This is a genomic window from Pseudomonas sp. Leaf15, assembly GCF_001421425.1.
Taxonomy (GTDB): Bacteria; Pseudomonadota; Gammaproteobacteria; order Pseudomonadales; family Pseudomonadaceae; genus Aquipseudomonas; species Aquipseudomonas salomonii.
On record NZ_LMKI01000012.1, the window covers coordinates 153078 to 174756 of the forward strand.

13 protein-coding genes are annotated in these 21679 nt (G+C 60.3%); 10 read left to right on the forward strand and 3 right to left on the reverse strand.

The window, feature by feature from the left end; translation table 11 throughout:
* Window positions 1-14: 14 nt before the first annotated feature.
* The 3 genes from ASE80_RS11050 to ASE80_RS11060 all read right to left on the reverse strand — a co-directional run bounded on the left by ASE80_RS11050 (window position 15) and on the right by ASE80_RS11060 (window position 6916).
* Window positions 15-3749, reverse strand: a complete 3735-nt coding sequence (locus ASE80_RS11050) for an autotransporter domain-containing protein (RefSeq protein ID WP_056858943.1) — start codon at window positions 3747-3749, stop codon at window positions 15-17.
* A gap of 308 nt (window positions 3750-4057) precedes the next feature.
* On the reverse strand, window positions 4058-5452 hold the full coding sequence (locus tag ASE80_RS11055; RefSeq protein WP_012722339.1) for a PhoH family protein: 1395 nt from the start codon (window positions 5450-5452) through the stop codon (window positions 4058-4060).
* A gap of 339 nt (window positions 5453-5791) precedes the next feature.
* Window positions 5792-6916, reverse strand: coding sequence for a polysaccharide deacetylase family protein (locus ASE80_RS11060; protein WP_056858944.1), 1125 nt, complete (start codon window positions 6914-6916; stop codon window positions 5792-5794).
* 120 nt (window positions 6917-7036) lie between these two features.
* On the opposite strand from ASE80_RS11060, the gene yaaA reads away from it, so the two are divergent.
* The 10 genes from yaaA to ASE80_RS11110 all read left to right on the forward strand — a co-directional run bounded on the left by yaaA (window position 7037) and on the right by ASE80_RS11110 (window position 21668).
* Window positions 7037-7816, forward strand: a complete 780-nt coding sequence (gene yaaA, locus ASE80_RS11065; protein ID WP_056858945.1) for a peroxide stress protein YaaA — start codon at window positions 7037-7039, stop codon at window positions 7814-7816.
* Between the two features lie 878 nt (window positions 7817-8694).
* Complete coding sequence (locus tag ASE80_RS11070) at window positions 8695-10011, forward strand: nucleotide sugar dehydrogenase (RefSeq protein WP_056858946.1); 1317 nt, start codon at window positions 8695-8697, stop codon at window positions 10009-10011.
* Between the two features lie 83 nt (window positions 10012-10094).
* On the forward strand, window positions 10095-11576 hold the full coding sequence (gene alg8 / locus ASE80_RS11075; protein ID WP_056858947.1) for a mannuronan synthase: 1482 nt from the start codon (window positions 10095-10097) through the stop codon (window positions 11574-11576).
* A gap of 36 nt (window positions 11577-11612) precedes the next feature.
* Window positions 11613-12779, forward strand: a complete 1167-nt coding sequence (locus ASE80_RS11080) for an alginate biosynthesis protein Alg44 (RefSeq protein WP_056858948.1) — start codon at window positions 11613-11615, stop codon at window positions 12777-12779.
* A 9-nt stretch (window positions 12780-12788) separates the two neighbouring features.
* Window positions 12789-14312: an alginate biosynthesis TPR repeat lipoprotein AlgK gene (algK, locus tag ASE80_RS11085; protein WP_236708823.1), complete on the forward strand. Its 1524-nt coding sequence runs from the start codon at window positions 12789-12791 to the stop codon at window positions 14310-14312.
* Entirely contained in the window at window positions 14309-15796 is a 1488-nt protein-coding gene (locus tag ASE80_RS11090; RefSeq protein ID WP_056858949.1) for an alginate export family protein, read from the forward strand. The genes algK and ASE80_RS11090 overlap by 4 nt, the downstream gene beginning before the upstream one ends.
* Window positions 15796-17364, forward strand: a complete 1569-nt coding sequence (algG, locus tag ASE80_RS11095; protein WP_056858950.1) for a mannuronan 5-epimerase AlgG — start codon at window positions 15796-15798, stop codon at window positions 17362-17364. The genes ASE80_RS11090 and algG overlap by 1 nt, the downstream gene beginning before the upstream one ends.
* Before the next feature lie 11 nt (window positions 17365-17375).
* Window positions 17376-18824 carry an alginate O-acetyltransferase gene (locus ASE80_RS11100; RefSeq protein ID WP_056859200.1) on the forward strand — a complete coding sequence of 483 codons (1449 nt, stop codon included), beginning with the start codon at window positions 17376-17378 and terminating at the stop codon, window positions 18822-18824.
* Between the two features lie 8 nt (window positions 18825-18832).
* On the forward strand, window positions 18833-19942 hold the full coding sequence (locus ASE80_RS11105) for a mannuronate-specific alginate lyase (protein WP_056858951.1): 1110 nt from the start codon (window positions 18833-18835) through the stop codon (window positions 19940-19942).
* 193 nt (window positions 19943-20135) lie between these two features.
* The gene (locus ASE80_RS11110) at window positions 20136-21668 is read left to right on the forward strand and encodes an MBOAT family O-acyltransferase (RefSeq protein WP_056858952.1); all 1533 of its coding nucleotides are present in this window, start codon (window positions 20136-20138) and stop codon (window positions 21666-21668) included.
* Window positions 21669-21679: the final 11 nt, after the last annotated feature.

Here is a 21679-nt window from a genome sequence, read left to right on the forward strand (position 1 = left end):
TACCAACACTTGCGTTAGAACCGGAAAGTAAACCCGGCATTGATCCCGTTGTTGTTACCCCGGTTGGACAGCAAACCGCTGTAGTTCAACGACACCAGCGTGTCCTTGGTCAGGGCCATTTCCGCACTGGCCTTGATCACTGCGCCATCGCGGGCCACAGGCACGCTGTTGACCGCAAACGCGTTGTCGCTGCCGGCAAACTTCAGCGAGGCGTCGCGATCGGTGTCGCCAAACTGATGCTCCCAGCCCAGCTCACCGCGCAACGTTACCGCCGAGGTCGAGCTGACCGGCAGTTGGGTATGTGCGCGCAGGCCCAGGGTGGAAAGCGTGGCGTCCTGGCTTTGCTTGCCGGCATGCAAGGCTGCGGCGCCGCCTTTTTCCTTGAACGAATCACTTTGGTAGTTCAGGTAGGTCAGGTTGGCGAAGGGTTCGAACTGGTTCCACTGGGTGTAACCGATCTCGGCAAACACCTGGTCGGTGCGCGCGTTGTAGTCGGCTTTGTCGTAGTCCGACTGGTTGGCGTAAGCCACGCGGCGCGAGCTGTCGATACGGTGCCAGGTGGTTGCACCGCCCATGCGCAAAGCGATCGCGTCGAAGCGTTTGCCGCCGTAGACCGACAGGTGATAGTTGTCACTGTCCGCCGATGCCGACTCGCCATTGAGATGGCTTTGGGTGTAGCCGGTGGCGGCGCCCACACGCCAGCCGTCGCCGACCTCGGTGTCGAGGCCCAGCAGCACGCCGCTGGTAGACGAGGAGTAACCGCTGGCGTTGTTGTCTCCGCTGACGTTATTGCGACCGCCCAGCAGCTGGACCCAGCCGCCGTTGTCGTGGGTGTCGATCTGCGCGCTGGAATCCAGCGCCTGAGCCTGTTGCAGACGGCCGTTGACCGCTTCACGAATGTAACGGCTGTCGGCCATTTGCGCCGCCGCCACATCCGAGTGCAGTTGCCCCGACAGTTGCTTGAATGCGGCCTGCGCCTGGGCCGCCGAGTCCGAGGCCAGCAGGCTTTCATACACCGGGCTGCCAGCGCCCAAGGCTTCGGCCGCCGTCGCCACGGCGCGTTCATTGCGGGTTTGCGCGATGCTGGCAAAGGTCGTCTGGTTACGCGCCACGGCCAGGCTGAGTTGGTTCGGCTGATAGCTCAGCTGAGTGCCGATAAACAGGTAGTTGGGCGTGATCGCTGCAAACTGGCCGTTGATGCCTTGGCTGGCGGTGAGGATGTTGAACTGCTGGCCCACCAGGCTACGGGCCTCAGTGGCCGACAGCAGGTTCGGGCTGTTTTCCAGGGACACGGTCACCACACCACCATTGAGGGTGGCGACGCCGCTGCTCTGAATCTGGTCGCTTCGCCCGTTCGGGCCGACTTCCACGGCGTATACCGAACCAGGGTTGAAGGTCACGTCGCCAGTGTGCAGCGTACCGATCGAATGGCCCGGTGCCACACGCCCGCCTGTATTCACGGTCAAGGCGCCGACCGTGCCGTTACCGGCGAGGGTGCCGCCCAACGTGGTCAGTACGCCGTTATCCGCATTGCGGGTGCCCATTGCGCTGCCATCCACGGTCACGGCGGAGGTCAACGAGCCGTCTACCGACAGCTTGCCGCCACGCACCCAGGTGCTGCCCGAATAGGTGTTCTGGCCCTCGAGCACCAGTTCGCCGTCGCCCGACTTGGCCAGGCTGCCGACGTAGGTCGCGCCGGTGAGCAAATCCTTGCCGCGTGCCAGCGTCGCCTGTTCCCGAGCGTGGCCGATTTCGTATGCAAACTGGTCATCATCAGAGGCATTGGCGGGCAAGCCGTTGACCCAGCCTTTCTGTTGCTTGGTGGCGGCCCAGGTGGCTTGTTCGGCGGTGTCTTCTACACGGCGGGCGCGGATCGCCTCATCGGAAATCGGGTTGGCCCAGATATCCCGCGTGCCGGTGGGCAATGCCACCGCCATCGAGCCGAGGAACTGCCCCGGCCCCTGCATGGCTTTTTGCAGGTTGGGCAAGCCCCAACCGCTGACCACGCCCGGCACTTGCGGCGTGCCCGGCGCGGCGTCGTGCACGGGTTGCAGGTTGTCATAGGTGCGGCCACCGGTGAGGTCGCCTACCGGCGTATCGGGACCGTCCGGCGCCTGCAGGCTGGAGGTGGTCAGCAACACATCCCGAGCCTGGCTGGCGGTCATATAGGGAAAGCGCTGAATCACCAGCGCCAGCGCCCCGGAGACGCTCGGCGCAGCGGCAGAGGTGCCGTTGGCATTGGGGATGATTCCCCCTTCAGGCCCGGTGGACGGGATGCCCGAAACGCCCATCACACACCACCACTTCGACGTGCCACAGCGGTTGTAGACCTGGGCGCTGGTCTCGTCGTAACCGGTGATCGAGAGGAACTTGCTCTCGATGTCGGGCTTGAAAAACGGCAGGTTGGCGTTGGTGTCCGGGTTGGCACCGTGGCTGTCGTTGCCGGCCGAGATAATCTGGATAAAGGTGTTTTGCCGCGCGGCGTCAGCCATCGCGTCCATCCAGGTTTTTTGCCCGGCGTGGGCCTTGTCCCAGAACGGGCGATAGGCGGCAGTCATGTCGCGCAAATTATCGGCCGCGCTGTCGCCAACGTTGCCGAAGTGGTTTTCCACGTCATTGCGCGAATTCTGCCCCCAACTCTGGTTGACGATCGACACGTTCTTCGCCGCCAGCGCGTTGTAGCTGGCCATGAACGCGTTGTAGTCCAGGTCATTGGAGCCCTGGAAACGGTTGTCGTCAGTGCCGCCGGTATTGGCGACAAAAATATTCGCGTCAAACGCGATGCCATGCATGCCGGTGCCGTTGCGGCTGGCGCCCAGCACGCCGGACATCTCGGTGCCGTGACCGTCATTGATGGTCGGGTCGTACTCACCGGAAATACTGAAGTGCTCGCCCTTCTGAAACTCGCCGTCCGGCGTGTCATGAAGGTAACGCGGGTGGGTGGCGTAATACTCGCCGGTGGAGGTCACTGCCTGCACACGGTCCTGGCCCTGGGCATTCTTGCCCTGGAACTCGACGTGTTCAGTGAGGATGCCTGAGTCGAGCACGCCGACGTTCACACCCTTGCCGGTCATGCCCAAGGCATAGGCGTAGTACGCGTTGGTGCGGTCCAGGCCGGAGTTGACCTGGGCTTCGGGGGTTTTCCAGGTTTGCGCGTTGGCGCTCCAGTCACGGGTGGCGCCAGCCCAGGATTGGCCGGCATTCAGTTGCGCGTTGAGGTTGCTGCTCACGCCAGGCTCTACGTAGGTGTAGGGCTTGGCCGCCGGCAGGTTGGCGATAATGGCCTTGGAGAAGTCGAGAATATTGGTGGTATAGCGCCCGCTGTTGCTGAACAGCCGGCTGCGGTAGTAATCCAGGCGCGAGGCGTAGTCCAGCGGTCGTTTGGTATCGCCGAGCATGGCGCCGATGGTGAGGTTTTCCGGTTGCAGCTCGTAGTTTTGCTTGAGGGCCGAATCGAACTTGCCGGACTGTGCGGCAAAGTCCTTGGCGGCCAGGTCGACGATATCGGCGTAGGCAAACCGCAGGTTTTTATACACGTCGGTATTGGGGCCAAACGAGGCGACGGCTTTCCGGAAGGCCGACTCCAGCACTGGCGAGGTGTAGGGGTTGGCGTCATCCGCCCAGGCCATGGAACCCTGGCCCAGCCACAGGGCCAAGCCAAGTGCGATGGGGCTCAGAGGTATCGATTTGAAGTCTGTAGCGCGCTTGCGTTTTTGCGACAAAGTGAAGCCATTACCTGCTGCGTCCATTTTCCTTTCCCTTTGGATATGTGCTTCGTCAATGAGCGATGTATCGGGCTTTTTGTAATAGGCAGGGTCACGCACAAGACCAACGCCGGGTCTTGAATAATCGTCGAATCAAAGCGATCGCGTTTCGACGGGGTTACGCGGTTTTCTTATAGTTTTCGGCGATAAAAAATGTAACAAAATAATTACAAAGCCTACAAGCACCCAGGACGCATTAACGAAGACAAATGTCGCCCATAACAAAAACCCCGAATTTCGCGAGAAATTCGGGGGGTTTTGTGGCATTTAGCCACTAACTACAGCATGGGCGATTACAGATGGGATTCGGCGTACTCGGCCAGAATCGAACGTGGCACCCCTTGCAGCGCGATGTGCACGCCGTTGGGGAAGTCTTTGAAGCGTTCCGTCAGGTAGGTCAGCCCGGAGCTGGTCGCGGACAGGTAAGGGGTGTCGATCTGTGCCAGGTTGCCCAGGCACACCACTTTGGAACCGGCGCCGGCACGGGTGATGATGGTTTTCATCTGGTGCGGTGTAAGGTTCTGGCATTCATCGATCAAAATCAGGCTTTGCTGGAAGCTGCGACCTCGGATGTAGTTGAGGGATTTGAACTGCAACGGCACTTTGCTGAGGATGTAGTCGACGCTGCCATGGGTGTTTTCGTCATCCATGTGCAAGGCTTCGAGGTTATCGGTGATCGCCCCCAGCCACGGCTCCATTTTTTCCGCTTCGGTGCCGGGCAGAAAGCCGATCTCCTGGTCCAGCCCCTGCACGCTGCGGGTGGCGATGATGCGGCGATAGCGTTTGGTCACCATGGTCTGTTCGATGGCGGCCGCCAGCGCGAGGATGGTTTTCCCCGAGCCCGCAGCGCCGGTCAGGTTGACCAGGTGAATGTCCGGGTCGAGCAGCGCATACAGCGCCAGGCTCTGGTAGATATCACGCGGTTTCAGGCCCCAGGCTTCCTGGTGCAACAGGGGTTCCTGATGCAGGTCGAGAATCAGCAGCTTGTCGACCTGGATCTCTTTGATCCAGCCCACAAACCCCTGTTCGTCGATAATGAATTCATTGATGTGCACGGCCGGCAGGTTGTCGATCAACTGCACCTGGTGCCAGGTACGGCCATGGTCCTGACGGGTCTCGACCTTGCTGACCAGATCCCAGAAGGAACCGGTCACGGTGTGATAACCCCGCGACAGCATCGACACGTCGTCGACGAGCTGGTCGGTACTGTAGTCCTCGGCAGCGATCCCACACGCTCGTGCCTTGAGGCGCATATTGATGTCTTTGGTCACCAGCACCAGGCGCAGGTCCTTGTCGCGCGCGTGCAGGTCGATCAATTGGTTGATGATTTTGTTGTCGTTGAGGTTTTCCGGCAGCAGGCTGTTGGGCTCGCTGCGTTTGCTCATCAGAATCGACAGCAAGCCCTTCGGCCCGCTTTTGCCACGCTGGATCGGTACGCCGACTTCAACGTCCTCGGGCGAGGCTTCACCCAGGGTCTTGTCGATCAGGCGGATCGCCTGGCGGCATTCGGCAGCCACGCTGTGGTGCCCGCTTTTGAGTTTGTCGAGCTCCTCAAGCACGATCATCGGGATGGCGACGTGGTGTTCTTCGAAGTTAAGCAGTGCGTTTGGATCGTGGATCAATACGTTGGTATCAAGCACATAAAGGATTGGCTGGTCGGAAGAAGGGTTACGTCCATGATCATCCATACTCGGTCACCTTTGTGGGAGCCATTCGACGCAATACCTGGGCGGTGCTGCGCCTCGATTCGACCACCGACTGCACCTGAGTGACGTCAAGTGCAGTGCCCACATGAGGAGTCTTGGAAGACGCCACCTGTGTTGCAGGGTTCGGCGATCTGACTTCGTAATACCGCAAAACCCATGACAGGAAAAAGCACTTTGACGTTTTTTTGAAGTTTATTTTTCAGGATGACGAATAGCACTAGCCGAGTGCCAGTGACCCCGTTAAAGTCGGAAGTCCGCCTGCATCGAAATGTCGCACAAAATCACCCCTGAAATCCCCCATCCCTAACAGGGCCGGGCACTTCAGCGAAATGCCTCCCGGCAGTCCTGCCACCCCAAGCCACTTTGCGCCGTTGCCTGCAATAACATCGGCAATGCCACCCGCGCCTTGTCCTGGGTGTCGTGAAACACGATCACGCCCTTGCGCCACAACAGCATCAACGTCAGCACCCGTTGCGCCGACTCATCGGCCTTGAGTTTGCCCGGTTCGTCCTGGGAGTCGATGTCCCACAACGCCACCTGCAAACCCTGGGACTGGAAGAAACCCTGGCTGTCGGCACGGCGCTGGCCATAGGGCGGGCGAAACAGCGGCACATAGTTTTCCGGCATCAGGTTCTGCACCAGCGCAGCGCTGCGCGTAATCGAGCTTTGCCATTCGACCCAATGGCTATGGGACCGGTATTGCCAACCCTGGGTGCCCACGCACTGGCCCTGGTACAACGCCTGCACGTCACTGGCGGAACTGCGCTCCACACGGGTTTGCAGGCTGCTGCCAAGGGCAAAGAACATAGCGTTCATCTTCTGCTTGCGCAGGTAGTCGGTGAGCCAGTCGGTATTGCCGCTGACCGGCGCCGGGCCGCCGTCGAAGGTCAGCAGGAACAGCCGGTCGTTCAACTCGTCGCCATTGCGTTCGTGGTCACCAAAACGCAGCACTTCGCTGCTGATCTGCGGGAACAGCGCGGCTTTGCGCAACAGTTCGTCCAGGTAGCGTTCATGGAAGTTATGGCTGGGCCCGGCCCAGCCTATATAGAAGGAGTTATCACTGACCTGAAACTTGCCGGCCTGCTCGCGCAGGTCGTCCATGTTTTCCACCAGGTAGCAGAACGAGGCGTCCTCTTCGCAGCTTTGCTGGGCGGCCGTGTAGTTTTCCAGCAAGCGCTGCCAAAGCTGGCGACGCAGGTCGTCGATGGCGGCCAGGTTGATGATCTTCAGGCCCAGGCGTTGTTTGAGGGCGGCCTCATCCTGGTTTTCGCTGGCCAGCAGGCTATGGGAGAACATCAGGATTTCGGCGCGTGAGGCGACATCGAACAGTGCCGGGCTGCTGAGCTTTTCGGGCCAGGTGCCACGGTCCAGGCTGGCCAGATCCACCGGCGCGGCGTTGGCGTTCAGGCACAGTAAGCAGGCTGACAATAAAAGTGCTAGGCGCACGCAGGGTCTCCCTCTCCAGAGTTACCGCCCATCATAGCGGATCGTGCCTATCGCCATCATAGGTGGAGTCAAACCACTCAACCCCCTAGAATCCCTGCCACGATTACAGGAGCCAACTTCATGCTGATGGTGATTTCCCCCGCCAAAACCCTCGACTTCGAGTCAAAGCCGGTCACCCCGCGCTTTACCCAACCGCAATACCTCGACCACTCCCAGGAACTGATCGAACAATTGCGCGAACTGAGCCCGGCGCAAATCAGCGAGTTGATGCACGTCTCCGACAAAATCGGCGGCCTCAACGCCGCCCGTTTCGGCAGCTGGACCCCGGCCTTCACGCCGGCCAATGCCAAGCAGGCGCTGCTGGCATTCAAGGGCGACGTGTATACCGGCCTGAATGCCGAAACCTTCAGCGATGCCGATTTCAGCTACGCCCAGGACCATCTGCGCATGCTCTCGGGCCTCTACGGCCTGCTGCGCCCGCTGGACCTGATGATGCCGTACCGCCTGGAGATGGGCACCAAACTGCCCAACGCCCGTGGCAAAGACCTCTACGCATTCTGGGGCACGCGCATCAGCGAATGGTTGAATGAAGCGTTGGCCGAACAAGGCGACGACGTGCTGCTCAACCTGGCCTCCAACGAGTACTTCTCGGCGGTCAAGCGCACGGCCCTGAACGCACGCATCATCAACACCGAGTTCAAGGACCTGAAGAACGGCCAGTACAAGATCATCAGCTTCTACGCCAAAAAGGCGCGGGGCATGATGAGCCGTTTTGTGATCGAAGAGCGCATCAATGATCCTGCCAAGCTCAAAGCATTTGACGTGCAGGGTTATCGCTTCAATGCGGAGCAGTCCAAGCCGGATAATTTGGTGTTCCTGCGCGATCACGCACCGGAATAGGGCCCGCTCTCACTCCGCACTCGAACTGTGGGAGCTGGCTTGCCTGCGATGGCGGAGTGTCAGGTAAAGAAATACTGACCGATCCACCGCTATCGCAGGCGAGCCAGCTCCCACAGTTTTGTCTGCATTCCACGCCTGAAAAGTCATTTGTTTGACGTCAAAAAATCCGCAGGCAGATTCCTAACGAATGTTTCACTCGACATTCGTCATTTTTTTTCGTAGTGGCACCACTTTTTTCAAACACTAGTGGCACAAAACTATCCCCTCTCTTCAACTCCCCATAACCACTCACCCAAATAGCAAGTGCTATCAATATAGTACCAGTGCCATCTTTTCTAATATTTCAAGAAATTTCCGGAAACAGGATGAGCGGCCAGGAACTTCACCCTCAAGCACCGCTCATACCACCGGTAACGAAATTCTCTGTTGCTGTAAGAGATGACTTACATGACCAACCCACGGAAGTAGCGAAGTTGTCATATTTCAACTTTGACTCAGGAGTCATATTGCCAATTGATTAGTTGATAGCGGCGACAAGGATGAATTGCCACGCACTATAAGGCCAAGGCCAAGCTTCCCCTAATGGGTCAGTGAGAGAACCCAAGGCATTGATATTTAAAGGCTATCAGCCTCTATCAAGGCCCTGAGGCACTGACGCCAGGCCCTTCTCCCAGGAAGGCCGGCTGCATTTGAGGGCAAGCTCCAATAACAAGGCCACGTTGCGCACACCTTGGGTGCACTTATTAGTCACTCGTCATTAAACATGCCTGCACGCGGTAAGTCGGCGTCTATTCGCCCAACTTTCGCGGCATCAGTGACGCTTGCAAACATGAACTCCAGCCATCTAATGGCCTGTATTAAACAAAGAGGTAATTGCGATGCGCATCAGCATATTTGGTTTGGGTTACGTTGGCGCAGTCTGTGCCGGTTGCCTGTCTGCCCGTGGCCACGAAGTGGTCGGCGTAGACATCTCCAAGGATAAGATCGACCTGATCAACGCGGGTAAATCGCCGATCGTTGAACCGGGTCTGGGCGAACTGTTGAGCCAAGGCATCGCAAACGGTCGACTGCGCGGCACGACCAACTTCGCCGACGCCATCCGCGATACCGACCTGTCGATGATTTGCGTGGGCACGCCGAGCAAGAAAAACGGCGACCTGGAACTCAACTACATCGAAGCGGTATGCCGCGAGATCGGTTTTGTCCTGCGTGACAAAACCACCCGTCACACCATCGTGGTGCGCAGTACCGTACTGCCAGGCACCGTGGCCAACGTAGTGATCCCGATTCTGGAAGACTGCTCCGGCAAAAAAGCCGGTGTCGACTTCGGCGTTGCAGTGAACCCTGAGTTCCTGCGTGAATCCACGGCCATCGCCGACTACGACTTGCCGCCGATGACCGTTATCGGCGAATTCGACAAAGCCTCCGGCGATGTCCTGCAGTCGCTGTACGAAGAACTCGATGCACCGATCATCCGCAAGGACATCGCCGTCGCCGAGATGATCAAGTACACCTGCAACGTGTGGCACGCCACCAAGGTCACGTTCGCCAACGAGATCGGCAACATCGCCAAGGCTGTCGGCGTCGATGGTCGTGAAGTGATGGAAGTGGTGTGCCAGGACAAGACCCTCAACCTGTCCCAGTACTACATGCGCCCAGGTTTCGCCTTCGGCGGTTCGTGTCTGCCCAAAGACGTGCGCGCCCTCACCTACCGCGCCAGCACCCTGGACGTGGAAGCGCCGCTGCTCAACTCGCTGATGCGCAGCAACGAATCCCAGGTGCAGAACGCCTTCGATATCGTCGCCGGCCACGACAAACGCAAAGTCGCCTTGCTGGGCCTGAGCTTCAAGGCCGGCACCGACGACCTGCGCGAAAGCCCGCTGGTGGAACTCGCGGAAATGCTGATCGGCAAGGGCTTTGACCTGAGCATCTACGACAGCAACGTCGAATACGCCCGTGTCCACGGCGCGAACAAGGACTACATCGAAGGCAAGATCCCGCATGTGTCGTCGCTGCTCAACTCTGACTTCGACGACGTGATCAACAACTCCGATGTGATCATCCTCGGCAACCGTGACGAGAAATTCCGTGCCCTGGCGCACAACGCTCCCCACGGCAAACAGGTGATCGACTTGGTGGGCTTCATGTCCCAGGCCACCAGTGTCAGTGGCCGTACCGAAGGCATTTGCTGGTAACAGCGACGGCAAGTTTCGCGCTGCACGTGTCCTGATCCCCAGCACGTGCAGTGCGGAGCCTTCTTCACCTTCGGATGACGCTCATGTCCAAGTTAAAACACGTGCTACTGCAATCCGCCGGCTGGCTGTTCTTTCTCAGCCTGCTGATGGGCCTCGCCCTGCTGCTGCCGGCGAGTACGTTCGACTCCGAGTCGAAAAATTTTATTTTCCTGATTGGCGCCGTCGGCATCTGGCGCTACTCGATGGGTGCTACGCATTTCTTTCGCGGCATGCTGTTCCTGTACGTGGTCTACCCGCACTTGCGCCGCAAGGTGCGCAAGCTGGGCAAGGCGGCCGACCCGTCCCACGTATTCCTGATGGTCACCAGTTTCCGTATCGACGCGCTGACCACCGCGCAGGTCTACAGCTCGGTGATTCGCGAAGCCATCGAGTGCGGCTTCCCAACCACCGTGGTGTGCTCGCTGGTGGAAATGTCCGATGAGCTGCTGGTGAAAAGCCTGTGGGAACGCATGAACCCGCCGGAGCGCGTAAAGCTCGACTTCGTGCGCATCGCCGGCACCGGCAAACGCGACGGCCTGGCCTTCGGTTTCCGCGCTATCTCGCGCCACCTGCCGGATGACCGCGCCGTGGTGGCGGTGATCGATGGCGACACCGTGCTCGCCGAAGGCGTAGTGCGCAAGACCGTGCCGTGGTTCCAGCTGTTCGGCAATGTCGGTGGCCTGACCACCAACGAATTCTGCGAAGTACGCGGCGGCTATATCATGAGCGAATGGCACAAGCTGCGCTTCGCCCAGCGCCACATCAACATGTGCTCCATGGCCCTGTCCAAGCGCGTGCTGACCATGACCGGGCGCATGTCGGTGTTCCGTGCCAACGTGGTCACCGACCCGGGCTTTATCGCCGACGTGGAAAGCGACTCGCTGCAACACTGGCGCCTGGGCCGCTTCAAGTTTTTGACCGGTGACGACAAGTCGAGCTGGTTCAGCCTGATGCGCCTGGGCTACGACACCTTCTACGTGCCGGACGCCGCGATCCACACCGTGGAACACCCACCGGAAAAGAGCTTTATCAAGGCCAGCCGCAAGCTGATGTTCCGCTGGTACGGCAACAACCTGCGCCAGAACTCCCGCGCCCTGGGCCTGGGAATGCGTCGGCTGGGCCTGTTCACCAGCATCGTGTTGTTCGACCAGCGCGTATCGATGTGGACCTCCCTGCTCGGCCTGACCGTGGCGATCATCGCCACCTTCAAATACGGCGGCGCGTTCATCCTCGCGTACCTGCTGTGGATCGGCATCACCCGCCTGATCCTGACCCTGCTGCTGTCGTGCTCCGGCCACAAGATCGGCCCGGCCTACCCGGTGATTCTGTATTACAACCAGATCATGGGCGCGCTGGTGAAGATCTACGTGTTCTTCCGCCTTGATCAACAGTCCTGGACCCGCCAGGACACCAAACTGACCCGCGATTTGGCCAGCTTTCAACGTTGGTTCAACACCTGGTCGTCTCGGACCATGACCTTCTCCGCCGGCAGCATTTTCGTCGCCGTGTTGCTGATGATGGTCTGACCCAGCCAAGCCTGAATTAACTAGGAAATCGAACATATGAACAGCCCAGTAAACGCCAACGTTGTCCACGAATCCGAAGCCCAGCGCCAACATGCCCGGGTCAAAATCCCGGCCAAGCTGCGTTTCTTCAACACCGACCGCACCCAGACCGAAGCACGGGTGATCGACCTGTCCGCCGGTGGCCTGGCGTTCACCGCCACTCAGCCGCTGACCGTCGGTGAAGTGCACAAGGGCCGCCTGCAGTTCGTGATCGATAACCTCGGTCTGGCGATGGATGTAGAGCTGCAGATTCGCTCCTACGACCGCCAGAGCGGCCGCACCGGTTGCCAGTTCCAGAACCTCGACGCCCAGGATATTTCCACCCTGCGCCATCTGATCACTTCGCACCTGTCCGGCGACATCGTGACCATGGGCGACGTGCTGGCCACCCTGCAACGCGACAACTTCACCAAGGCGCGCAAGGTCAAGGACGGCGGCAGCGGCATGACCGCGTTCGGTCGCTTGCGCGCGGTGGTGTTCAGCGCCGGGATCTTCATTGTCGGCCTCGCCGCGTTCGGTTTTGTGTTCAAGTCGGTGTACGGCATGTACTTCGTCAGCCACGCCCAGGCCGGCCTTGTCAGCGTGCCCGGCATGAACGTGACCATGCCGCGCGACGGCACTGTGCAGAGCCTGCTCAAAGGCGACGCGGTTGCAGCCAAAGGCGCGCCACTGGCGACGTTCAGCACCAGCATGCTCGATGTGCTCAAGGGCCATCTGGACGAAGACCAGCTGCAACCGGCCAAGGTTGAAGAGCTGTTCGGCAAGCAAATGACCGGCACCCTGACCTCGCCGTGCGATTGCGTGGTCGCCCAGCAATTGGTCGCCGACGGCCAATACGCCAGCAAGGGCGATGTGATCTTCCAGCTGGTGCCACGCGGCAGCCAGGCCAATGTGGAAGCGCGCTTTACCTATCGCCAGTTCGCTGACGTACGCCCAGGTACACAGGTGAGCTTCCAGGTCGCCGACGAAGAACAGCTGCGCACCGGCACCATCGTCAGCAGCACCAGCCTGAACAGCGCCGACTTGTCCTCCGACATTCGCGTGCAGATCAAGCCGGATGCACCGCTGGACAGCACCTATGCCGGCCGCCCAGTGGAAGTCACCAGCGACCGCGGCCCTTCGCTGAACTGGCTGATCGATAAAGCCATGGCTCACGGTCTGTAAGCGGAGGACATGCCTGTGAACCCTATTTCAAGCACAACACAGAGCACTGTGGGAGTCGGGCTTGCCCGCGATGGGATCGACTCGGTGCACCTGAAAGACCGAGTTGCCCGCATCGCAGGCAAGCCAGCTCCCACACAGAGCGGGTCGCACTTCGCCTCTGCATTCTGCACATTGGCACTGGCAGTCTCTCTGGCCGGTTGCGCCGGCCTGCCCGACCAACGCCTGGCCAACGAAGCGTTGAAGCGTGGCGACACCGTCACCGCCCAGCAGAACTACCAGCAGTTGGCAGACCTGGGCTACAGCGAAGCCCAAGTCGGCCTCGCTGACATCCAGATCACCACCCGCGATCCCGAGCAAATCCGCCAGGCCGAGGCCACTTACCGCGCGGCCGCCGATACGTCGCCGCGTGCCCAGGCACGTCTGGGCCGCCTGCTGGTGGCCAAACCCGGCGCTACCGAAGCCGAACAGCACGAAGCCGAAGGCCTGTTGAAAAAAGCCTTTGCCAATGGCGAAGGCAACACCCTGATCCCGCTGGCGATGCTGTACCTGCAATACCCGCACAGCTTCCCCAACGTGAACGCCCAGCAGCAGATCAGCAAATGGCAAGCGGCGGGTTATCCGGAAGCCGGCCTGGCCCAAGTGCTGCTATACCGCACCCAGGGCACCTACGACCAGCACCTGGATGATGTGGAGCGCATCTGCAAGGCGGCGCTGAACACCACCGATATCTGCTACGTCGAACTGGCCACGGTCTACCAGAAAAAAGCCGAGCCGGAAAAACAGGCCGAACTGCTCAAGCAGCTCGAAGCCGGCTACGCCCGTGGCACCGTCACCGCCCAGCGTGTCGACAGCGTAGCCCGCGTCTTGGGTGATGCGACACTCGGCCAGCCGGACGAAAAAACCGCCCAGGCCCTGCTGGAAAAAATCGCCCCCGGCTACCCGGCCTCCTGGGTCAGCCTGGCGCAACTGCTCTACGACTTCCCCGAACTGGGCGACGTCGACCAGATGATGAAGTACCTGGACAACGGCCGCGCCGCCGACCAGCCGCGCGCCGAGCTGTTGCTGGGCAAGCTCTACTACGAAGGCAAGTGGGTGCCGGCCGATGCCAAGGCTGCCGAAGCGCATTTCGAAAAAGCCGTGGGCCGTGAAGTCGCCGCCGATTACTACCTCGGCCAGATCTATCGCCGTGGCTACCTGGGCAAGGTCTACTCGCAAAAAGCCCTCGACCACTTGCTGACCGCTGCGCGCAACGGCCAGAACAGCGCCGACTTCGCCATCGCGCAATTGTTTTCCCAGGGCAAGGGCACCAAGCCCGACCCATTGAACGCCTATGTCTTCAGCCAACTGGCCAAAGCCCAGGACACGCCAGAGGCCAATGACCTGGCCACGCAGCTCGAAGGCCCGCTCACGCCAGAGCAACGCGCCGAAGGCCAACGCCTGGTGCAACAGGAACTGGCTACGCGCGGCACCCTGGCCCAGAGCACGCTGCAACTGCACGCCCTGCAAGAAGAAGACGGCGAGGAATCCCTATGAAGCTCAACCCATTCGTCAAGGCCGGTATCGGCCTGACCTTCGCCCTGCTGTGGTCGTGCCCGACCCTGGCTGCGCTGACCGAAGCCAAGAACTTCGGCCTGGAAGTCAAAGCCACCGCACAGTCCGAAGATGACCGAGACCTCGGCACGCAAAAAGGCGGCAACGTCAACGGCATCGGCCTCGACCTGCGCCCGTGGGTCTACGGCGAAAGCGGCGCGTGGAGCGCCTACGCCATGGGGCAGGCGGTCGTGTCGAGTGACATCATCGAGACCGACCCCCTGCAACAATCGGCCGATGACGAAAATCAGCAAACCAGCAACAACGACCGCAAGTCCAAGAAAAACTACCTGGCCATGCGCGAGTTCTGGGTCGGCTACAGCGGTTTCACGCCTTACCCGGGCGAGCTGCTCAAGCTGGGTCGCCAACGCCTGCGCAATGACGACGGCCAATGGCGCGACACCAATATCGAAGCGCTGAACTGGACCTTCGATACCACCCTGCTCAAGGCCAATGTCGGCGTTGCCGAACGCTTCAGCGAATACCGCACCGACCTCAAGGAGCTGTCGCCCAAGGACAAGGACCGCCAGCACCTCTACGCCGACGCCGCCTACCAGTGGACCCCAGGCCAGTGGATCGGCTTGCGCGCCCACCACACCCATGACAACGGTAAGCTCGACTACCCGGAACCGGGCGTAGCGACCGACTCGTTGGACAAGCGTGAAAACGGCGACCTGACCTGGCTCGGAATCGAAGCCAACAGCGATGCCTACAACTGGCGCAACACCAATACGGTTAACTACTGGGCCAGCGTCACCGGCATGAAAGGCAACCGCGACACGGTCAACGCCCTCAACGCCGACGGCACCCGCCCAACCCAGGCCAAGCGCAGCGACGACGTGAATGGCTGGGCCACTGATATCGGTGTGCGCCTGCGCCTCGACCCGCAGTGGCAAGTCGGTGCGGCTTATTCCCGTGCCAGCGCCGAGTACGAGCAGAACGGCCTGCAAAGCAACCGTTCGAACTGGACCGGCACCCAGTCACGCGTGCATCGCTTTGGCGAAGCGTTTCGCGGCGAGATGAACAACATGCAGTCCATGAGCCTGTTCGGTTCCTGGCAGCTGCGCGAGGACTACGACGCAAGCCTGGTCTATCACAAATTCTGGCGCGTCGACGGCAACAAGCCGGTGGGCAGCAACGGCATCGATGCGGTGCAGAACAACACCGACGACGTGACCGGCGCGATCCTGTCCAGCACCTCGTTACCGCTGGAAGACGGCAAAAAAGACCTGGGTCAGGAGATGGACCTGGTGGTCACCAAGTACTTCAAAAAGGGCCTGTTGCCGGCCGCCCTCAGCCAGTCAATCGACGAGCCGTCGGCGCTGGTGCGCTTTCGTGCAGGCGTGTTCAAGCCGGGTGACGCCTACGGCAGCCAGGTCGACTCGTACATGCACCGCGCGTTTGTCGACGTGATCTGGAAATTCTGATGGGAGCCTGCGCAATGAATGCTCAAAGCCTACTCGTCGCGGCAATGCTGATGGCCAGCGCCACAGCCTTTGCCGATACGGCGGCCAAGGCGCCGACCATCGCCAAGGAACTGCAACAGGCCAAGACCTACACCATTTCCAGCCCGCCGACCGCGCCGCTGGAACTGCCCAAGCCTGCGCTGCCCGACCTGACTGGCTACACCGCGGCGGCGATGGAAAAGAAGATCGTGCGCAGCAAGCCGGGCAAAGTCAGCATCCGCCGCATGATGCAGGAAGACGCGCTCAAGGACTTTATCGGTGGCGATAACAAGATGGCCGAATGGGTGGTGCGCCAGCACGGCATTCCCCAGGCGATCTTTGTCGACGACGGCTACATGAACCTCAAGGACCTGCTCGGCAAAGTGCCCAAGCAGTACCTCAGCGAAACCTCGCCGGGCGTGTTTTTGGCCAAGCTGCCGATTGTGGTCGGGCGCAAAGGCATCCTCGACATCGACAAAAAGACTCAGGAGCTGCGCCTGTCCCAGCAAGCCGGTTCGTTCCTGATCAACGACGGCCAGCTGTTTGTACGTGACACCAAAATCACCGGCTGGGACGAAAAGACCAACGGCCCGGCGCTGTTCAAGTCGCCCAAGGAGTTCCGCCCGTTCCTGCTGGCCTGGGGCGGCACCGAAACCTACATCTCCAAGACCAAGATGGCCAGCTTTGGCTACGCCAACAGTAAGTCGTACGGCGTGAGTATTTCCCAGTACACGCCGAACATGGCCAAGGTGCTCAAGCGTGCGGAACCGACCGGCTGGATCATCGATTCCGAGTTTTCGGACATGTGGTACGGCTTCTATTGCTACGAGACCACGGGGTTTGTGATCAAGGGCAACACCTACAAAGACAACATCGTCTACGGCATCGACCCGCACGACCGTTCCCACGGCCTGATCATTGCCGACAACACCGTCTACGGCACCAAGAAGAAGCACGGGATCATCATTTCCCGTGAGGTCAACGACAGCTTCATCTTCAACAACCGCAGCTACGACAACAAGCTCTCGGGCCTGGTGATCGACCGTAACAGCGTCAACAACCTGATCGCCGACAACGAGATCTACCGCAACCACACCGACGGCATCACCCTCTATGAGAGCGGCGACAACCTGTTGTGGGGCAACAAGGTCATCGCCAACCGTCGCCACGGCATCCGCGTGCGTAACAGCGTGAACATTCGCCTGTACGAGAACTCCGCCATGGCCAACGGGCTGACCGGCGTGTACGGGCACATCAAGGATTTGACCGACACCGACCGCGACATCGCCCTCGACCCGTTTGACGCGAAGGTCTCGCTGATCGTGGTCGGCGGCGAGCTGGCCGGCAACGGCAGCGGGCCGCTGTCGATTGATTCGCCATTGAGCATCGAGCTGTACCGCGTATCGATGCTGGCGCCGACCAAATCCAGCGGCATCAGCTTTGCCGGCGTGCTGGGCGATCGCCAGGAAGAGATTCTCGACCTGCTGGTGCGCCAGCAGAAAGCCGTGCTGATCGACCCTGTCGAACGCCAGACCCAAATGCAGGACTGAGGATGACCCTTATGCACCCACACATGATCAAACTGCTGAGCCTCTCGGGTCTGACCCTCGGCCTGCTGGCGGCCAGCCAGGGCGTGCGCGCCGACGAGATCAAGGCGCCGACCTTTACCGCCGAACCGTGCTGCAGCCTGTGCCCGGCCGCCCATGACGCAAAAAACTACACCACGCGTTACCAGCAGAACTTCACCACCCTGGTGCAAGCCCAGGGCGACTGGCTGTTCCGTACCCAGGAAGATTTGCGCACCGAATTCGACACCAGCCCCGCCGGCTACAAACGCATGCAGCAACTGCACGATGCGTTCAAGGCCAAGGGCGTGGAACTGGTGGTGGTCTATCAGCCGACCCGAGGCCTGGTGAACCGCAACAAGCTCAACCCCGAGGAAAAAGCCGCGTTCGATTTCGACAAGGCGCTGGGCAATTACAAAACCATGCTCGGCCGCTTTGCCAAGATGGGTTATGTGGTGCCGGACCTGTCGCCGCTGACCAACGAACAGTTGCCCGATGAACTGCCGGCCCACGATTTCTACTTCCGTGGTGACCAGCATTGGACGCCATATGGCGCCCAACGCACGGCAAAAATCGTCGGCGCCAAAGTGCGTGCGATGCCCGAATTTGCCGATATTCCCAAGCGCGAGTTCGAAACCAAACGCTCCGGGCGCATGGGCAAGACCGGCACCCTGCACAACATGGCCGGGCAACTGTGCGGCACCAGCTACGCGATCCAGTACATGGACCAATTCACCACCGAGCCTAAAGGCGAAGCCAGTGACGGTGACTTGTTCGGCGATTCGGGTAACCCGCAGATCACCCTGGTGGGCACCAGCCACAGCGGCAAGAACTACAACTTCGCCGGCTTCCTGGAACAGGAAATCGGTGCCGACATCCTCAACGTTGCCTTCCCTGGCGGCGGCCTGGAAGGCTCGATGATCCAGTACCTGGGCAGCGACGAGTTCCAGAAGACGCCGCCGAAAATCCTTATCTGGGAATTCTCGCCGTTGTACCGCCTCGACCAGGAAACCATCTACCGCCAGATGATGGCGCTGCTCGACAACGGCTGCGAAGGCAAGCCTGCGCAAATGAGCGCCAGCACCACGCTCAAACCCGGCAAGAACGAGTTGATGGTCAACAGCTCGAACAAAGACCTGCGCAACGCCAACCATCAGGTCGATATCCGCTTCGCCGACCCGTCGGTGAAAACCCTGCAAGCCACCCTCTGGTATATGAACGGGCGCCACGAGGACATCAAGATCGAGAAACCCGAAACATCCGATACAGACGGGCGTTTCGCCTTTGAACTGCGCACCGATGAAGACTGGGCCTCGCAGAACTTGCTGGCCGTGGAAGTGCAAGGCCCCGAAGCGGGCACTGCCGCGCAGAAAGTCGAAGCGAAAATTTGCACACGCAACGTGTTCCCGGCGAGCGGTCAACAGACCGCCCAGCTTGGGAAGTGAGGTTACTTATGCAGAAATTATTGATTCCAACGCTGCTGGGCCTGGCGATGTTCGCCGGTACAGTCAACGCCGCCGCACCACTGCGTCCACCCCAGGGCTATTTCGCCCCGGTGGAAGCGTTCAAGACCGGCGACTTCAAGAATGACTGCGACGCCATGCCGGCGCCGTACACCGGCTCGCTGCAATTTCGCAGCAAGTACGAAGGCTCGGACAAGGCCCGCGCCACCCTGAATGTGCAATCGGAAAAAGCCTTTCGCGACAGCACTGCCGACATCACCAAGCTGGAAAAAGACACCAGCAAACGCGTGATGCAGTTTATGCGCGACGGCCGCCCGGAGCAGCTGGAATGCACACTCAACTGGCTTACGAGCTGGGCCAAGGCGGATGCGTTGATGTCCAAGGACTTCAACCACACCGGCAAGTCCATGCGCAAATGGGCGCTGGGCAGCATGGCGTCAGCCTATGTGCGCCTGAAGTTCTCCGACTCGCACCCGCTGGCCAACCATCAGCAGGAATCGCAATTGATCGAGGCCTGGTTCAACAAGCTCGCCGATCAAGTCGTCAGCGACTGGGACAACCTGCCCCTGGATAAAACCAACAACCACTCCTACTGGGCCGCGTGGTCGGTGATGGCAACGTCCATCGCCACCAACCGTCGCGACCTGTTTGATTGGGCGGTGAAGGAATACAAGGTCGGCGCCAACCAGGTGGACGCCCAGGGCTTCTTGCCCAACGAACTGAAGCGCCAGCAACGCGCCCTGGCGTACCACAACTACGCGCTGCCGCCGCTGTCGATGATCGCCAGCTTTGCCCTGGTCAACGGTGTGGACCTGCGCCAGGAAAACAACGGCGCGCTCAAACGCCTGGGCGACAAGGTGCTGGCCGGGGTGAAAGACCCGGACATCTTCGAGCAGAAGAACGGCAAAGAGCAGGACATGAAGGATCTCAAGGAAGACATGAAATTTGCCTGGCTTGAGCCCTTCTGCACCCTCTACACCTGTGCGCCGGAGGTGATCGAGCGCAAGCACGGCATGCAGCCGTTCAAGACGTTCCGCCTCGGCGGTGACCTGACCAAGGTCTACGACCCGACGCACGAAAAAGGTAACAAAGGCAGCTGATACACAGCTGATCGTTCTCACGCTCCGCGTGGGAATGCAGCCAGGGACGCTCCGCGTCCCAAAAGCGGACGCAGAGCGTCCAGTGAGGCATTCCCACGCAGAGCGTGGGAACGATCACACAGCCTGCCCATTTCGATGGGGGGTTTGGGGGGGCTCTGGCCCTTGACTGTTGGTTAAACATGGAGAGATCGGGATGGTTTTCTCGTCCAATGTGTTCCTGTTTCTGTTCTTGCCGATCTTTCTCGGCTTGTACTACTTGAGCGGGCAACGCTATCGCAATCTGCTGCTGCTGATTGCCAGCTACGTGTTCTACGCCTGGTGGCGAGTGGACTTCCTGGCGCTGTTCGCCGCCGTGACGCTGTGGAATTACTGGATCGGCCTCAAGGTCGGTGCCGCCGGCGTGCGCACCAAACCGGCGCAGCGCTGGCTGTTGCTCGGCGTGGCTGTCGACCTGTGCATCCTCGGCTACTTCAAATACGCCAACTTCGGCGTCGACAGCATCAATGTGATGATGAAGTCGGCGGGCCTGGAGCCGTTTATCCTCACCCACGTGCTGTTGCCGATTGGCATCTCGTTCTACATCTTCGAGTCCATCAGCTACATCATCGACGTGTACCGTGGCGACACCCCGGCAACCCGCAACCTCATCGATTTTGCGGCGTTCGTGGCGATCTTCCCGCACCTGATTGCCGGCCCGGTGTTGCGCTTTCGCGACCTGGCCGACCAGTTCAACAACCGCACCCACACCCTCGACAAGTTCTCCGAGGGCTGCACGCGGTTCATGCAGGGTTTCATCAAAAAGGTCTTCATCGCCGACACCCTGGCGGTGGTGGCCGACCACTGCTTCGCCCTGCAAAACCCCACCACGGGCGATGCCTGGCTGGGCGCGCTGGCCTACACCGCGCAGCTGTACTTCGACTTCTCCGGCTACAGCGACATGGCCATCGGCCTGGGCTTGATGATGGGTTTCCGCTTTATGGAAAACTTCAAGCAGCCGTACATCAGCCAGTCGATCACCGAGTTCTGGCGCCGCTGGCACATCAGCCTGTCCACCTGGCTGCGTGACTACCTGTACATCACCTTGGGCGGCAACCGTAAAGGTACGCTGACCACCTACCGCAACCTGTTCCTGACCATGCTGCTCGGCGGTCTGTGGCACGGTGCGAACATTACCTACATCGTGTGGGGCGCCTGGCACGGCATGTGGCTGGCGATTGAAAAAGCCATCGGCCTGAATACCGCGCCACGAAGTTTCAACGTGGTGCGCTGGGCCTTCACCTTCCTGCTGGTGGTGATGGGCTGGGTAATCTTCCGCTCGGAGAACCTGCACGTCGCAGGCCGTATGTACGGTGCGATGTTCAGCTTTGGCGAGTGGTCGCTGTCGGAACTCAACCGCGCCAGCCTCACTGGCCTGCAAGTGGCAACCCTGGTGGTGGCCTACGCAACATTGGCGTTCTTTGGCCTGCGCGACTTCTACACCAACCGCCCTGCCGAGAAAGCCAAGCCTGCCGACCCGAGCCTGATCAAGGCCGTGCCTGGCGACAACCCGGACAGCATTCGCCAGCCAGGTTTCACCGTCGGCCAGGACGCCGCCGTACAACCGGCCTACTGGACCGCTGACTGGCCACGCTACGCGATGCGCGCTGCGGTGCTGCTGCTGTTCGTGGCCTCGATTCTGAAACTGTCGGCGCAGAGTTTCTCGCCGTTCCTTTACTTCCAATTCTGAGGGAGCCGACC

Excerpts from the sequence above, each read along its gene's own strand:
- ASE80_RS11050 (WP_056858943.1), bottom strand. The coding sequence starts at position 3,749 with ATGGACGCAGCAGGTAATGGCTTCACTTTGTCGCAAAAACGCAAGCGC.
- ASE80_RS11055 (WP_012722339.1), bottom strand. The coding sequence starts at position 5,452 with ATGGATGATCATGGACGTAACCCTTCTTCCGACCAGCCAATCCTTTAT.
- yaaA (WP_056858945.1), top strand. The coding sequence starts at position 7,037 with ATGCTGATGGTGATTTCCCCCGCCAAAACCCTCGACTTCGAGTCAAAG.
- ASE80_RS11070 (WP_056858946.1), top strand. The coding sequence starts at position 8,695 with ATGCGCATCAGCATATTTGGTTTGGGTTACGTTGGCGCAGTCTGTGCC.
- alg8 (WP_056858947.1), top strand. The coding sequence starts at position 10,095 with ATGTCCAAGTTAAAACACGTGCTACTGCAATCCGCCGGCTGGCTGTTC.
- ASE80_RS11080 (WP_056858948.1), top strand. The coding sequence starts at position 11,613 with ATGAACAGCCCAGTAAACGCCAACGTTGTCCACGAATCCGAAGCCCAG.
- algK (WP_236708823.1), top strand. The coding sequence starts at position 12,789 with ATGCCTGTGAACCCTATTTCAAGCACAACACAGAGCACTGTGGGAGTC.
- ASE80_RS11090 (WP_056858949.1), top strand. The coding sequence starts at position 14,309 with ATGAAGCTCAACCCATTCGTCAAGGCCGGTATCGGCCTGACCTTCGCC.
- algG (WP_056858950.1), top strand. The coding sequence starts at position 15,796 with ATGGGAGCCTGCGCAATGAATGCTCAAAGCCTACTCGTCGCGGCAATG.
- ASE80_RS11100 (WP_056859200.1), top strand. The coding sequence starts at position 17,376 with ATGCACCCACACATGATCAAACTGCTGAGCCTCTCGGGTCTGACCCTC.
- ASE80_RS11105 (WP_056858951.1), top strand. The coding sequence starts at position 18,833 with ATGCAGAAATTATTGATTCCAACGCTGCTGGGCCTGGCGATGTTCGCC.
- ASE80_RS11110 (WP_056858952.1), top strand. The coding sequence starts at position 20,136 with ATGGTTTTCTCGTCCAATGTGTTCCTGTTTCTGTTCTTGCCGATCTTT.